This is a genomic window from Streptomyces sp. LN549 (assembly GCF_043203805.1).
Lineage (GTDB): Bacteria > Actinomycetota > Actinomycetes > Streptomycetales > Streptomycetaceae > Streptomyces.
Map to the genome: position 1 here is coordinate 3,762,004 of NZ_JAZHRI010000002.1, position 12,938 is coordinate 3,774,941.

At 67.8% G+C, this 12,938-nt stretch carries 15 protein-coding genes; 2 read left to right on the forward strand and 13 right to left on the reverse strand.

The genetic code is table 11. The features are described from left to right. Window positions 1-66: 66 nt before the first annotated feature. From SH922_RS16835 to eccB, 13 genes are all read right to left on the reverse strand, one after another. Window positions 67-648 carry a PH domain-containing protein gene (locus SH922_RS16835; RefSeq protein ID WP_393058777.1) on the reverse strand — a complete coding sequence of 194 codons (582 nt, stop codon included), beginning with the start codon at window positions 646-648 and terminating at the stop codon, window positions 67-69. Window positions 649-666: 18 nt separating this feature from the next. Continuing rightward, entirely contained in the window at window positions 667-912 is a 246-nt protein-coding gene (locus SH922_RS16840) for a hypothetical protein (RefSeq protein WP_393058778.1), read from the reverse strand. A 276-nt stretch (window positions 913-1,188) separates the two neighbouring features. After that, window positions 1,189-1,524 carry a hypothetical protein gene (locus SH922_RS16845; RefSeq protein WP_393058779.1) on the reverse strand — a complete coding sequence of 112 codons (336 nt, stop codon included), beginning with the start codon at window positions 1,522-1,524 and terminating at the stop codon, window positions 1,189-1,191. A 96-nt stretch (window positions 1,525-1,620) separates the two neighbouring features. After that, entirely contained in the window at window positions 1,621-2,358 is a 738-nt protein-coding gene (locus SH922_RS16850; protein WP_393058780.1) for a hypothetical protein, read from the reverse strand. Between the two features lie 15 nt (window positions 2,359-2,373). Further along, window positions 2,374-2,673, reverse strand: a complete 300-nt coding sequence (locus tag SH922_RS16855; RefSeq protein ID WP_393058781.1) for a hypothetical protein — start codon at window positions 2,671-2,673, stop codon at window positions 2,374-2,376. Between the two features lie 21 nt (window positions 2,674-2,694). Beyond that, a complete protein-coding gene (locus SH922_RS16860; RefSeq protein ID WP_393058782.1) occupies window positions 2,695-3,450 on the reverse strand; it encodes a hypothetical protein in 756 nt (251 codons plus the stop codon). Window positions 3,451-3,515: 65 nt separating this feature from the next. After that, window positions 3,516-4,718, reverse strand: coding sequence for a S8 family serine peptidase (locus tag SH922_RS16865; RefSeq protein ID WP_393058783.1), 1,203 nt, complete (start codon window positions 4,716-4,718; stop codon window positions 3,516-3,518). Window positions 4,719-4,813: 95 nt separating this feature from the next. Next, a complete protein-coding gene (locus SH922_RS16870; RefSeq protein ID WP_393058784.1) occupies window positions 4,814-6,319 on the reverse strand; it encodes a WXG100 family type VII secretion target in 1,506 nt (501 codons plus the stop codon). Between the two features lie 31 nt (window positions 6,320-6,350). Beyond that, window positions 6,351-6,812 carry a hypothetical protein gene (locus SH922_RS16875; RefSeq protein WP_393058785.1) on the reverse strand — a complete coding sequence of 154 codons (462 nt, stop codon included), beginning with the start codon at window positions 6,810-6,812 and terminating at the stop codon, window positions 6,351-6,353. A 111-nt stretch (window positions 6,813-6,923) separates the two neighbouring features. Next, the gene (locus SH922_RS16880; RefSeq protein ID WP_250969229.1) at window positions 6,924-7,205 is read right to left on the reverse strand and encodes a WXG100 family type VII secretion target; all 282 of its coding nucleotides are present in this window, start codon (window positions 7,203-7,205) and stop codon (window positions 6,924-6,926) included. A gap of 37 nt (window positions 7,206-7,242) precedes the next feature. Beyond that, window positions 7,243-7,593 carry a WXG100 family type VII secretion target gene (locus tag SH922_RS16885; protein ID WP_393058786.1) on the reverse strand — a complete coding sequence of 117 codons (351 nt, stop codon included), beginning with the start codon at window positions 7,591-7,593 and terminating at the stop codon, window positions 7,243-7,245. Between the two features lie 147 nt (window positions 7,594-7,740). Then, on the reverse strand, window positions 7,741-9,009 hold the full coding sequence (gene mycP, locus SH922_RS16890; protein ID WP_393058787.1) for a type VII secretion-associated serine protease mycosin: 1,269 nt from the start codon (window positions 9,007-9,009) through the stop codon (window positions 7,741-7,743). A 23-nt stretch (window positions 9,010-9,032) separates the two neighbouring features. Further along, window positions 9,033-10,583, reverse strand: coding sequence for a type VII secretion protein EccB (gene eccB, locus SH922_RS16895; RefSeq protein ID WP_393058788.1), 1,551 nt, complete (start codon window positions 10,581-10,583; stop codon window positions 9,033-9,035). A gap of 317 nt (window positions 10,584-10,900) precedes the next feature. Between eccB and eccE the strand changes: the two genes are divergently transcribed. Both eccE and SH922_RS16905 read left to right on the forward strand, forming a co-directional pair. Further along, entirely contained in the window at window positions 10,901-12,079 is a 1,179-nt protein-coding gene (eccE, locus tag SH922_RS16900; protein WP_393063587.1) for a type VII secretion protein EccE, read from the forward strand. Continuing rightward, window positions 12,076-12,846, forward strand: coding sequence for a hypothetical protein (locus tag SH922_RS16905; RefSeq protein WP_393058789.1), 771 nt, complete (start codon window positions 12,076-12,078; stop codon window positions 12,844-12,846). The genes eccE and SH922_RS16905 overlap by 4 nt, the downstream gene beginning before the upstream one ends. Window positions 12,847-12,938 lie beyond the last annotated feature (92 nt).

Below are 12,938 nucleotides of genomic sequence, written 5' to 3' on the forward strand. Positions count from 1 at the left end.
AAACGGAGGAGGGGGTCGGCCCGAAATCGGGCCGACCCCCTCCTCTTCTGCACCGAGGCGTCTCTTCTATACGCGGGCCTTGCCCGGGTTCCAGGGCTCGGCGGTGTACTTTCCCGGGGCGAACCGCTCGGACGCGTCAATGATCAAGTCGGCGTGAGCCGGCCTCCGTCGGCGCCAGAGGGAGTGTCCGAGCGAGTGGAGCAGAACCAGAGTCCGCTTGTCTCTGGCATTCGGCTTCCCCTGGCGTGCGCCGGCCTTCAGCACCAGCAACAGGTAGCTCCGCCTGCTGTTGAACCGAATCTCGTCGATATCAGCCCACTGCACGGTCTCCGTGCGGCGCGGCCACACCTTGCTCATTCCTGTCGAATCGATGCGCAGACCTGGATGCCGCCGCACAAGCACGAGCAGCGGCAGCAGGGTCACCACACCTCCCAGCAGCGGCAGTCCCAGATATCCGGCGACACCCGGCTCGCCCAGGAACTCGATGTCTTCACCCATGATCAGCACGCCGACCACAAAGAATACGAGCAGTTCGAGGAACACCAGGCAGAGCATCGCCGCGAGGATCAGCCCGAGGTAGAAACCGCCGCGGCGCGCCCGCTCAGCGGGGAGAGAGAGCCCTTCGGTGGTGTTGGAGGGAGTGGTCATGATGCTTCCTTCTTTTACTCAAAGCGCCTTGACGAGCGTCACCGCCACGTCCAGCGGAAGTTTGGGGCGCTGGCGCTTGACCTCTCGCACCGCATTCGCAGCCCCCTTCTCGTCACGGATGCGACGGAGACCCGGCTCGTCAACGGCCTGCCGCAGCGCGTCGATCGAGCCGAAGTTGGCGGCGTGCCAGTCGCGTTGTTCCGCTCGGCGCCCACCCGGTGTCTGCCATGCAGAACGCCCCTCGGCCGCTGTCGGGCAAGCCACAGCCAGGACGATGCAGAAAATCCAGACACGCCCCAGAGGACTACCCGCGATACGCGCATCAGGCCACCTGTCTGTCGATCCGAGAATTCACGCGCCCGGTCCCGAGATGCGCAAACCCGGCGTCACGATCGTGACGCCGGGTGCCGTTGCACTGAGCCAGGTGCCGAGGCCCGGCGCTACGCAGAGACCCTGCCGGCCCCTGGCAGCCGTCGGGCCCATGACGGCATCCAGGAGTGCCTGCTCCGGCCTGGGGGCCCGCGGGGAGGGCGTGAGCGGTCACAGCGACTGAACGAGCTTCAGGGCTTCGGGCAAGGGGCACCGAGGGAATTGGCGCCTGAACCGGCGGGCAGCCACCAGCAACCCCTTTTCGTCACGGATCCGGCGAAGTTCCGCCTCGTTCGTCACGATCGACCGCAATGCTTCGGTGGACCCGAACTGTCCGTACCAGTCCTTCTGGCGCCGCCGCTGCGCGTATCCCTCGCCACAGGCCGGAAGGAGAACGAACAGGGCGTAAAGAAGGATCGTCAGCGGCAGACCATGAGGCTGAACAGCGAACACCACATAGAAGCAGACCAGGGAGGCACACCAAAGCGGCACTCGAATCCAGTACATGCGAAATCATCACCCGTCATTCAGAAGATCCCGCATTCCCGGCATCGTCAAGCACTGCCGAGCTTGCAGAATCAATTCGACAGCGCCGCACCCGCATCAAACAGTCGCGGCCGGCCACTTGCCTCCCGGGAAGGCACTGTTGTCGTTTGCTTCACCCTTGGCAACGGCAATTTGACCGGCCTGCGCCGTGACCACCCCGGTCAGCGTTACCACAAGACCGGTGATGATGCCGGCATCCGACAGCGCTTCAGCTACGGCAGCCGCAAAGCCCACCGGCGCCCCTACACCGGTGGCCGCGGCAGCGGCTGCCGCGACCATGACAACGATGGCCTTGATCAAAACGGCCAGAAGCGCCAAATAGAATGCCGCTCCGGCCACCGCGCAAAGCGTCAATGCCGTGGCAAGCTTATCGGATGTCGTCTCGATCTGAGTGGCTGCGACGGGCTGACCCTTGACGGCCCCGGTGTACGCTGTGGCGCCTTCGCCCGTCCAGCTGAGGGGCGCCTTGAGCGCTTCCCCCGCAACGTTCCCGGCAACGCCCGACGCCTTCCCCCGGATCGTCGGCCCTTGCCATTCCTGCGCATCCAGGAAGAACAACACTGGCGCGGCAGCACCCTTGAGGCATTCGATGACCTTGTCCCGGATCCAGCATCCGAGCTCTATCAACTTGTTTGCAGCCCAGATCACCGGCTTGGCGATGGCATCCGGAATGTACCAATGGTTCATCGCCTTTTCGACGGCCGGGCCTATGAGGTCCAACTTGGTCGACATCTTCGTAACGCCGGAGTTCAACTTCCCTACTGTCTCCTGCGTTTGAGCCACATTGAACGCCATTTAGAATTCCCCTTATCAGTAGGCGTCTTCGACGGATTTGGTGGTTTCCGCCTCGTGATTGTCGTAGGCGTTCGCGTTCTTGATCAATGCATCTGCGACCTCCGACATGCGGCTCTGCCCCTCGGAGCATCGGGCCGAGATGTGATCGATAGCTTCGTTGTAGTTGGAGGCAACAAGAAAGAAGAGGCCTGCCTCGAGTTTTGTCATTCTCATCTCGTCGGTCGCGCGGGACACCTCCCCCAGGGAAACGCTCTGCTCGTCCCACATTCCCGCTTCGGTCCGCAGCGCATCGGTGATGTGCTTGAGATCTGCCATGTCGACCTGCCCCTTCGAAACTCAGTCAATGAAGCGTTGCGGATCGCGAAGTATTGCCAGAGCCTCGTCCAGCAAACTATCCACCTGCAGGCCTGCAAGGCCGTCCGCGGCTGCAGCCTCGATGCTGCTCAGCTTGTCCCGGGCATCACCGAGCGCCTCCTCGAAGGCCTGGTTCAGCTTTATGTACGACTGATCGGCCGCCCAATGCCGATCTACCTCGCAAGAGCGCAGAGCCCCCTTGGACACGACGAGGGTCACATGGCGGGCAGCGGACGTTCCGTTGACCTCGGCCGGTCCTGACGCCGTCTCGTCCATCCGTTCCACCGCATCGAAGGCCGAAAGAACGTCCTCGGCCAGCACGTCGAGGGGGCGGGAGACCACGTAGCGCAGATCCCGCTCAGGAATGTCGGGCTGGGCTGCGGGAGCGGCCGAGGCGTCCGGTTGACCGAACTGGCTGTCCAGACGGTCGGCCTTGCCCTGCCAGTCGACATCCTCGAACGCCTGGCCCCATGCCGTCATCTGCCGGCTCATGGCCGCTCCGTAGGCTTCGCTTACAGCAGCCCCGACAGCCTCCGGACCCTGCCGACGCTGCCAGTCCGATGCGGCCCTGATGAATTCCGGAAGCCCGTCCGCCGCCATGCGTACGGTCACGGCACCCTGGGCGTCCGTTCCTTCGACACCCTGCGGCATCCGATTCTGCATGTCGGTCATCATGCTCTGCAGGTTCAGTGCCTGCTGCTGGAACTGCTGCAGGCTGCGTATGAATTCGTCGTCCACGATGCCTCCTCCTGGCCTATGGCGTACAGATGATTTCGAATGGGACGGTGCGTGATATCCCGCACTCAACGCCGGATACCGGCTGCTCTCCGGCGCAGCAGGAGCACCGCGCCGACGACGACCACCACGCCGACTCCGGCGATGACCCAGATCATCGCGCCGATGCCCTTGTCGTCATCGGCCTTCGCCGAGGCGGCGGGCGATGCCGACTGCTTCGAGGCGGCCGTCGGGCTTCCGGATCCGCTGGGGGCGGACGGCGACGGGGACTTGGGCGACCGGGCAGCCACCAGAGGGTTCACGTCGGCCGGGCCCGGGTTTCCGGGGTCGCCGAGGACGGCCAGGCGGGGGCGGATCGTCCCGTAGCCGATGTAGCGGCTGGGGATCGCGCCCTCGGTCGGCTTGCCCGCGGTGTTCATCAGGACGCGGAGCACCTGGTTGCCGGTCCAGGAAGGGTGCTTGGACCAGATGAGGGCGGCCGATGCGGAGGTGATGGCGGTGGCCTGGCTGGTTCCCCAGCTGCTGCAGTATCCGGGCGTGCCACCGCCGCAACGGATCGGGATGTCCTCGCCTGGGGCAGCCAGCGCCACCTGGGGTCCCGACACCGAGAACTTCGTCACCGAGGACGTCTTGTCGATGGCCCCGATGCCCGCGACTCCGAGACTTGCTGCCGGGTACGCGGCATCGTTTCCCTTGTCGCCCCTGTTGCCGGTTGCTGCCAGAAGCAGTTTCCCGCGCTTCACGCCGTAATCCACTGCCTGTTGGATCTGAGCCCGCTCGCCCTCATCAAGCAAGAAGTACTCGAAGCCCAACGACATGTTGATGATCTTGGCTTCGCTGTCGGCGGCATACCGGATGGCCGCGACCAGAGCCGGGATGCTGTTGGTTCCCGATTCCTTACTGGATCCGAACACAGTCAACGGGAGGATGCGCGCGTCCGGAGCAAGACCCTTCACACCCTGACCGTTCACCCCGTTTCCCGCGATGAGCATCGCCATGGCGGTGCCATGCCCGTCCGAGTCCTTGTGCGCACCCCGCTGAGGCTCGACAAAGTTCTTCCCCGCCAGCACTCTTCCCGTCAGTTCAGGAACAGACGGGATCACGCCGGTGTCGAGCACAGCGACGGTGATCCCCTTGCCGGTGCTGGTCTTCCACATCTCAGCGGCCTGCATCCGGTCCAGATACCACTCGCGGTCGCGCATGGTGTCCGCGGCCGCGGCCGGTGCGATGGCGCCGCCGATGAGGAGCAGGGAACCCAGTGCTGCCACCACCGCCGGCGCACGCCTGCATCGACGCCTGACCGTTGACCTCATGCCACCCACTCGTTCTCTGTCCGCAGTCCGGCGTCGCTGCTCCGGAACCGGCTCTAGTCGATCACGGGAGGAACAACGCCGTCGTCCCCCGTGGTCCAGTTCTCTTCGTCATCGTCGAGGTATCCCGGATGCCCGCCATCACGTCGCTGTGAACGTCGCGGCGTGCCCTGGGACGCGCTGCCCATCGCCCCACCCATCGGGCCCATCGCACTGCCCGTTCGCGGCGATTCACGGACGAGTCCAGTGCCCCCCTGGGTGAACTCCCGTCCCGCACCCGGCTGCGTTCCGCGTGGTGTCCGCACGGTGCCACCGGGCTCGGTGACCAGGCGTTGCGAGCCGCCGAGGCCGTTGGGCCGCCCCACGGGGCCGCTATGACCGCCGGTGCCGCCGCCCATCATCCCGTGGCCGGTCGACTGCCTCTCGCCGCCGACCACCAGGCCACGCGATGTGCCCCGGACCGGGCCGGTCTGCCCCCGAGCCGGCGTACCGCCGTGGATGCCGGTGTCGGTCCGAGTGATCGTGGGAGGCCGGACGCTCTCCACTCCGCCCCTGCCCGGGTTGATCACGGGAGGCCGGACGCTTTCCACGCCGCCCCTGCCGCCCGGCCCCGTGGGGGTGATCCGCCCGATGCCGTCTCCGGGCCCGAACGGACCCGGGCGCGTGGGCATCACCACCGGCGGAAGAGGTGTCTGGTGTCCACCGCCCGTCGGACCCTGCGGGGGGAACCCACCCGTGGGCGGGGTCGCGGTGGTCGGCGGGGCCTGCGGCATCGTCACCGTGTCGATGTTCGTCCCCGTGGTGTCCGGGGCCCCGGGCACCGCAGTGACGTGCTGCGGCGTGTGGACGACGGGAACGCCGTCAGGGGACGACCCGGTGGAGCCGGGGGGCGAGACGGTGTAGTGGTGGCTGCTCGTCGAGCCGCTGCCGCTCTGCGCACCTGCCCCCGAGTCCGCACGGGCGGTTGTGCCTGCCGGGTCGGCGTAGCGCGTCCGCCCGCCATCGTATGAGCCCGTCGGCAGCGCCGCCTCCGGCAGCGGTTTGAAGTTCGGCTCCTCCTGCGAGGAGATCGTCTGCTCCGCCATCAGGTAGTACGAGGCGAGCTTGTTCATCTGCGGAATGGCTTCGTTCCGCGCCGTCTCGACGGCGGCGAGACGGGTCTTTTCCTTCTCCGCGTCCGCGTAGCACATCGCGGTCGCCTCGGGATGCCCCTGGACCACCTTCGAGACCTCGCTGAGCGCCTGGCCGGCCGTCTGCATGGCAGAGCCCGCGCCGCCTGCGTAGTCGGCCAGCTTCAGGGTCTCCTTGGCGAAGCCGTCGCCCCACTCGCGGAAGGCGTCACCGCCCTTGCCCTTCCAGGTGGTGCGGCCTACGTGTTCCTTGAGCTCGGTGCCGATCTTCTCGATCTCGACCTGCGCGTCGACGAGAGCGGTGCCGCGGGCCATGATCCCCGTGGGATCGACGCCGCGGACCATGGCGACCATGTCCTCGTACCGCGCGTTCTCGAAGTCGGTTGTGTTGTAGCAAGCATTGAGTGGTGGCAGCTTCTTCGAGTCACCCATGCGTGTCCCTGTCCCCCGTTCACTTCACGTGTTAGAAGCCGTCTTGACCGCTGGACGAACCCGTGCCGGTCTTGTCCTCTGCAGGCGCCGCAGGATCCTTGTCGGATCCAGGCTTCCTGTAGCTGGCCTCGGTGCTCTTCTGGATGGCGTTGAGCCGGTCGGCGTGCTCCTGGTCCACGTTCTGGTAACCGCGGTCCGCTATATCGACGGTGATGCCCATCGCTTCCAGTTGGTCACCGAGCGTCTTGGAGAGCTCCACCAGACGTGCGTGCACCTTGTCGTAGGCGCCCGAGAGCCCGATGGCCTCCGGGAAGCCGGTGCCGTACGCGGTCGGGGTGACCTTCTGTTCAGTGATGCGGCCGTGCGCGGCCGGTGACCCGTCGAGCGCGGTAAGAAGCTTGTCCACGCGGATCTTGAACTTCTGCAGAGACTCGGTGGGCGTGTCCAGGTCCGACGGCTTGGTCGCCGGATCGTCCGGAAGTAGAGCACCCATGGAAGCACCTCCCCTAAAGTGCCGCGGAGCCGCAGGCGCGGGTGCGGGATGCGGTGACCGCATCCCGCACCCACAGCCTGCCGGTTCCGTCGTGATTCATCTGAGCCTGGGTCAGCCGTGGAAGCGCCTGGCCTGGGCCAGGTCGTTCGCCCGGTAGCCCTCGGTGGCTTCCATGAGCTTCGTCGAAATGGTCAGCAGGGTCTCGTGCATGTGGTTCACCTTGATGTCCCACGTGCTGTGACGGTCGTGGAACGCCTGCTGCGTCTCACCGTCCCACGTGGCAACGACGGCCTTGACCTTGGTGTTCAGCTCGTCGAGCTGGGTCTTGATGGTGTTGGCAGTCGTCTTGACCTGGTTCGAGGCTTCGACGACGCCGGAGTACGTAATCTCCATGGAACAGTCTCCTGATGCGAGGCGGGTCTGGGACGGGTTACGAAGAGACCTGGAACCGGTCCAGGACGCCGTTGCTGCCCAGGTCTTCGCCGCCGACGCCCTTGAAGCTGTTGAGCCGCTCGATCTCCTCGGCGTCGAAGCCGTCACGGCTCGCCTGAACGGCTTCCTTGGTGAAGGCCAGGAGCTCCTTCAGGTTGCGCACGTCCAGATTGACCTGCGTCTGGAGGCCGTTGTACGCGTTGGCCGCGACGCCCTTCCAGTGCCCCTCGACGGCGTCGATGACCCCGTTGAGGTGGCTGATCCTGCTTTCGAGCGTGTCGTGCATATTGCCGAGCTCGCCGATGAGCTTGTCGATCTGATCGGCTGAAAGCTTGAGTTTGTCTCCCACAACGCACCTTCCCCCATGAATCGGATGTTGCAAGCTACCCGACTGTCGGATTCCGCATGTACATCGAACCAAAGTTGTCAATAAACACTTTAGCTGCGACCACCACTGAATCCAACAGAGGCCCCTGCCTAGATAGTTGTTGACCATTCACCCTGTTCGCCGGCGGCGCCGGTCCCGCAGCACGATCGCGGTTCCAGCGATCACTGCGACCAGGAGGCCCGTGGCGGCCGTCACATAGATCGAGATCCGTTCGAACCGCTCCTGCCTTGTCTCACCCATCTGGAGCGCGATTGGTTCCGGTCCGGCGGGACCATTCGAAACGGCACGGTCCGGCGCGGGGGCGTCCACGGGGTGTTCGTCCTCATTGAGCGCACGCACCGGATCGACGACTCCCCACCCGATGAAGTCGTCCCGCCCCTTGACCGCGCGTTCGGCGGTCTGCTCGATCTGGGCGACCACCTGGAACTGCTTCCAGCCCGGGTGCTTGGCCCGTAGGAGCGCGGCGACCCCGGCGACGTAGGGGGCCGAGAAACTCGTGCCGTTGTCGACGCACTGGCCGCCCTTCGGCACGGTGGACACCATGTCCACGCCCGGGGCCGCGACCCCTACGAAGGATCCGGTCTGGGAGAACGGCGCCCGCTCGTCGTTGCGGTCCGACGCGGCCACCGCCAGGACGCCCGGATAGGCCGCCGGATACGTCAGTTTGACCTTGCCGGCGAGGCCGTCGTTGCCCGCCGACGCCACCACGACGATGTCCTTGTTCAGAGCTTCGCGCACCGCGAGCGCCAGGTCGGAGTCGGCCTTCAGCGGCTTGACCGTGTCCTGGGAGATGTTGATGACCGTGGCGCGCTTCGCGATGGCGTGGCGGATGGCCGCAGCCATCGTGGCCGCGGTGCCGGTGCCCTTGTCGTCGTTCTGCCGGATGGGGATGATCGTCGCTTCCGGAGCCAGACCGACGAACCCCGTGCCCAGACGCGAGCGGGCCGCGATGATGCCGGCGACCTTGGTGCCGTGGCCGACCAGATCGGTGGTGCCGTCCTTGCCCTTGGAAGCCCCCGCGGCCGGGTCCTGGCTCCCGTCCTTCGACGGCGGAAGCAGATCGGTCCCGGACGCCCGGTCGACTGCGGTCTTCAGCTGGGGGTTCGTGGCGTCGACCCCGGTGTCGATCACCGCGACCCGGACCCCCTTCCCCTTGGTGTCCTGCCAGAGCCGGTCGAAGACCAGCCGCTGGAGCGCCCAGGGACGGCCCTTGATCTGCTTCGTCATCGGAAACGTGCACTCACCGCTGCCCTCGGCCTGCGGGACGGAGCCCCGTGCCGCCGCGGGCGTCTGGGCGTACGCCGGCAGGCCGACTGCCGCCGAGCCCGTCAGGAGCAGCACGACGGCCGAAGAACGGAACCCCTTGCGAGTGATCATCACGCGCTTCCTCCCTTCCGTCGTCAGGAACTCTGCGGCTGTTTGGCGCTGTTGGTGTCGAGCCGCGGCCCCTTGGGCAGGAGCGCGGACCAGTTGTCCGGCACCGGCAGCGGCTTCACGTCCTGGTAACCGAGCCTGATCTGGGCCTTGTTGACCTCGGCAACCAGGCCCTCCGAGCTCCCGGGCGTCGGGGATGCCCCGATCTTGGAGGGGTCCGCACTGCTGTCGTTGTTCGTCTGCACCGCGTAACGCAGTCCGGTGTCCGTCACGAGGAAGAGCGAACCGGTGGTGGGGGACGAACCGTTGAACTGGCGGTACAGCTCACCGCTGCCGGGCGTGACGTACGCGCTGGTGGCCCCGTCCAGGAAGGCGACCGGGTATCGCGGTCCGGCCCAGGTGGTCAGTTTCGGCTTACCCGCCGCATTGACGCCGTGCAGCACGTTGCAGACGGTTCCGGTCCGGGCCGAGGTGTCGTTGGCCTGTGTCGGGACCTGTTCCGGCCAGCCGTACTTCGCGTAGAACTCGTCCGGCGAGGGAGTGAAGGACTGCGGTCCGACCTCGGTGGCCTGCGCCTTCTGGCCCAGCACCTCCGCCTCCGGACTCGTCAGGAGCAGCCTGGCGACGAGGTCGGACACCGGGGCGACCGCCCCCGGCAGGACGACGTACTGCTGCATGCCGGTGCCCGCCACGGCTTTGAGTACGGTGCCCACCTTGTTCAGGGCGGGGTCCAGGCCCGTGACGCCGGCCGGGTCGCCGGCCTTGCCGGGCAGCCGCGGGAAGTCGATCGGCGCGCCGGTGTGAAGGGTGCCCAGCCAGTCCTTGGTGACCTTCTGGGGCTTCGCCCCCTCGCTGAACAGTGAGCGGCGCAGTACCTCGTCCCGGGCCGAGAGCTTGCCGCCGCCGGCGGCCCCGATGACGTGCTGTGTGCCGTTCGCGTCCACGAGGTACCGCGTGCCGGTCCCGCCGTCAGCCTCGACGTAGAGAGCCTGGGCGGCGTGGAGCTGCCGCTTGCCGCCCACCTTGTCCGCCTCCCGGTCGGCGAGCAGGAAGACCGCCTTCTGCACGGTGTCGCCGGCGCCGGCGCCCGGCTGCTCGCAGACCGCCCAGAGCTTGTTCCGGCCGGCGTCGTCACTGCTGGGCAACCGGTCGGGTGCGTACGGTATGCCGAGCATCGGGCCGCGCTGGATCTTCCCGTTGTCGAGCTCGGACTCGTCCACCTGGATCACCGAGGAACTGTCCGGGTCCAGGAGCAGTTTCGCGGAGGAGAAGTTCAGCACGGGGTGAAGGCGCTTGACCCCGTCGGTCTCCAGGACGACGTACCGGGTCGTCGATTCGCTGCCGACGATGACGTGGGCACCGGGGGTGTCCCAGCCGTCGGGAACCTTGGGCTTGAAGATGCCCCAGGCCCCGAAGCCCGCCACCAGCAGGGCGCCCACCACCACGCCCGGCAGCACGGCCCGCAGCGGGCGCGGCGCCCCCTCGTCCGTACCGACGGCGGACGGTTGCAGAAAGGCGGCGGTCAGCCGCTTCTTCGCGAAGGTGTAGGCATTGAGTTCGTCCCGCCGTGATGCCATCTGCCCTTTTTCTCCCCGTGGTTATAGCTGCCTCGCGAGCGGCACCCACTATGCCCGCCGACGCTCGTTCACCGCAGTGCGGGTCCATGCTTGGGGAAGCCGGCCGACGCCCTGCCCGACCGGGCGTACCGCGAACCCCCGTTCGACCCCCTCATCGCCGGGCGTGGGACAGTGGGCGGTCGCGGGCCGGTGTGCCGATGGCGGCGGGCCGACTCGCAGACGCCGTAGTGCCGTGACACGGAGGGACATACCGGGGGATGAGCAGCGCGACGACTGCAGTGATGAGCGTGCACCCGAAGCCGGGGCGGATCGGCGGGGTGCGGTTGCACCAGGTGGTGCTGATGGAGGTCGCCGGCGCGCTGATGCTGATCGCGTGGGTGACGAACAAGGTCCTGTTGGTGCCGATGGGCGTGGTTGCGGCCGGGATGGTGCTCCTGGCGGTTGTGCGGCGGCGGGGCCGGCCGGTGATGGAGTGGCTCAACGCGATCATGGCGCTGCGCGGACGGCTGAGGGCCGCGCGACGGCCGTTGTCCGCGGAAGGCGTCGATCCCGCGCTGGCACCGGTCGTCGAGTGCGAGACGGCTTTGCGGACGTACACCTACACCGACCGGCAGCGCGAGCGCGGCATAGGGATGGTGGGTGACGGAACGTTCCTGACGACCCTGCTTCTCGTGCAGCCGCGGGACGAACCGCTGCGGATGGCCCGTGACGCGCGGCCGCTGGAGCTCGGGTTGCTGTACGACGCCCTCGAGGTGGACGACATCCGGCTGGAGTCGGTACAGGTCGTACAGCACACGCAGCCCGCGCCCGGGCCGCACGTGCCCGAACAGGCCGCGGCGGCGCGGTCGTACGCGCCGCTCCAGGCCCAGGTCGGCACTCCGGCGACCCGGCTGACATGGATAGCGCTGAAGCTCGACCCGGAGCTCTGTCCGGAGGCGGTGCGCGCACGCGGCGGCGGCGTCGGCGGAGCGCAGCGCGCGCTTCTGCGGGCCACGGATCAGCTGGCGAGCCGGCTGGCGGGGGCGGGGTTCGACGCCTCGGTACTGACCGAGGCGCAGGTGACGTCCGCACTCGCGACGTCGGCCGGGGTGAATCCGCAGGCCAGCACGCAGGCGATGCGGGCGGACGTGCCGTCGCGGCGGACGACGGAGTCCACCCGCGCCTGGCGCTGCGACGACCGTTGGCACACGACCTACTGGGTCGGCCGCTGGCCCCACCTGGGCGCGGATGCGGTGCCCACGGCACAACTGGTGGCGCTCCTGACGTCGATGCCCGCGTCGGCCAGCACCTTCAGCCTGGCGGTGTCGCGCGGGACCGGCGGCGCACCGGCCGTCAGTGGCTACGTCCGCCTCACCGCGCGCGGGAGCAATGAACTAGTGACCGTGCGGCGGCAGTTGGAGCGTGCCGCACGAGCTGTGAAGGTCAGCCTCGTACGGCTCGACCGCGAACAGCTTCCCGGTGTGCTGGCCACCCTGCCCCTCGGAGGTACCCGATGACGACCCACCGACGGACACCCACCGGCACTCCCGCCCCGACCGCTTCCGTCCCGCCGGCGGCCCGACCGGGCAGGGCCGGGTTCGGACTGCTCGGCCCGCGCCGCGACCGGCACGTGCTGCCCGTGGAACAGCTCGCCGCGCTGTCACTGCCGCTCGGCGACGACGGGGTCGTGGTGGGCGTCGACGCGAAGAGGCAGCCCGCGGTGCTCGGCCTCTTCCGCCCCGCTCAGCTCGATGTCGTGGTCATCGGCAGTCTGTGGTCGGCGCAGGTGGTGGCGCTGCGCACGGCCGGCACCGGCGCGCGCGTCGCCGTCGAGACGGCCAGGCCACAGGCGTGGACGGGACTCGCGCAGGCCGCCGGCGGGGGCCAGCAGTGCATGACGGTGCACGACGTCAAACAGGTCGGTCCGCAGGGCGCGTCGGTCACCAGTCCCGTCCTGATCGTGCGGGACTGCGGCATGCGCCCACCGCGCAGCCGGCTGGCGCCCGGACCGTGGCAGTCCGTGCTGACGCTGCTGCCGTTCCTGGGCCCGACGGCACCGAGGCTGGTCGAGAACGCGGGACTCGTCGGGATCCAGCGGGTCTCCCCCGAGGAGTCGGCGGTCCTCGGGCGCATCCTGGGGCTGCCCCGGGTGCAGGCGGAAGCGCTGCCCTCACTCGGTGACGACATGATGCTGTGGTGTACGTCCCAGCACCGGAAGCTGGTCAAAATGGCGCCCACCGACGTCGAGACCGGACTTCTCGGGGGCCCGCGCCGCCTGGACTGACGTGCTCCCTGACCCGTGCCGTGGGTCCCGTCGGCCCCCGCTCGCCGGGGCGGCACGGCGGTATCGGGGTACGTCGCTCACCCACGACGGCA

Coding starts and splice junctions, on each gene's coding strand:
- eccB (WP_393058788.1), bottom strand. CDS start 10,583: ATGGCATCACGGCGGGACGAACTCAATGCCTACACCTTCGCGAAGAAG.
- SH922_RS16835 (WP_393058777.1), bottom strand. CDS start 648: ATGACCACTCCCTCCAACACCACCGAAGGGCTCTCTCTCCCCGCTGAG.
- SH922_RS16870 (WP_393058784.1), bottom strand. CDS start 6,319: ATGGGTGACTCGAAGAAGCTGCCACCACTCAATGCTTGCTACAACACA.
- SH922_RS16905 (WP_393058789.1), top strand. CDS start 12,076: ATGACGACCCACCGACGGACACCCACCGGCACTCCCGCCCCGACCGCT.
- SH922_RS16850 (WP_393058780.1), bottom strand. CDS start 2,358: ATGGCGTTCAATGTGGCTCAAACGCAGGAGACAGTAGGGAAGTTGAAC.
- SH922_RS16855 (WP_393058781.1), bottom strand. CDS start 2,673: ATGGCAGATCTCAAGCACATCACCGATGCGCTGCGGACCGAAGCGGGA.
- mycP (WP_393058787.1), bottom strand. CDS start 9,009: ATGATCACTCGCAAGGGGTTCCGTTCTTCGGCCGTCGTGCTGCTCCTG.
- SH922_RS16880 (WP_250969229.1), bottom strand. CDS start 7,205: ATGGAGATTACGTACTCCGGCGTCGTCGAAGCCTCGAACCAGGTCAAG.
- SH922_RS16845 (WP_393058779.1), bottom strand. CDS start 1,524: ATGTACTGGATTCGAGTGCCGCTTTGGTGTGCCTCCCTGGTCTGCTTC.
- SH922_RS16875 (WP_393058785.1), bottom strand. CDS start 6,812: ATGGGTGCTCTACTTCCGGACGATCCGGCGACCAAGCCGTCGGACCTG.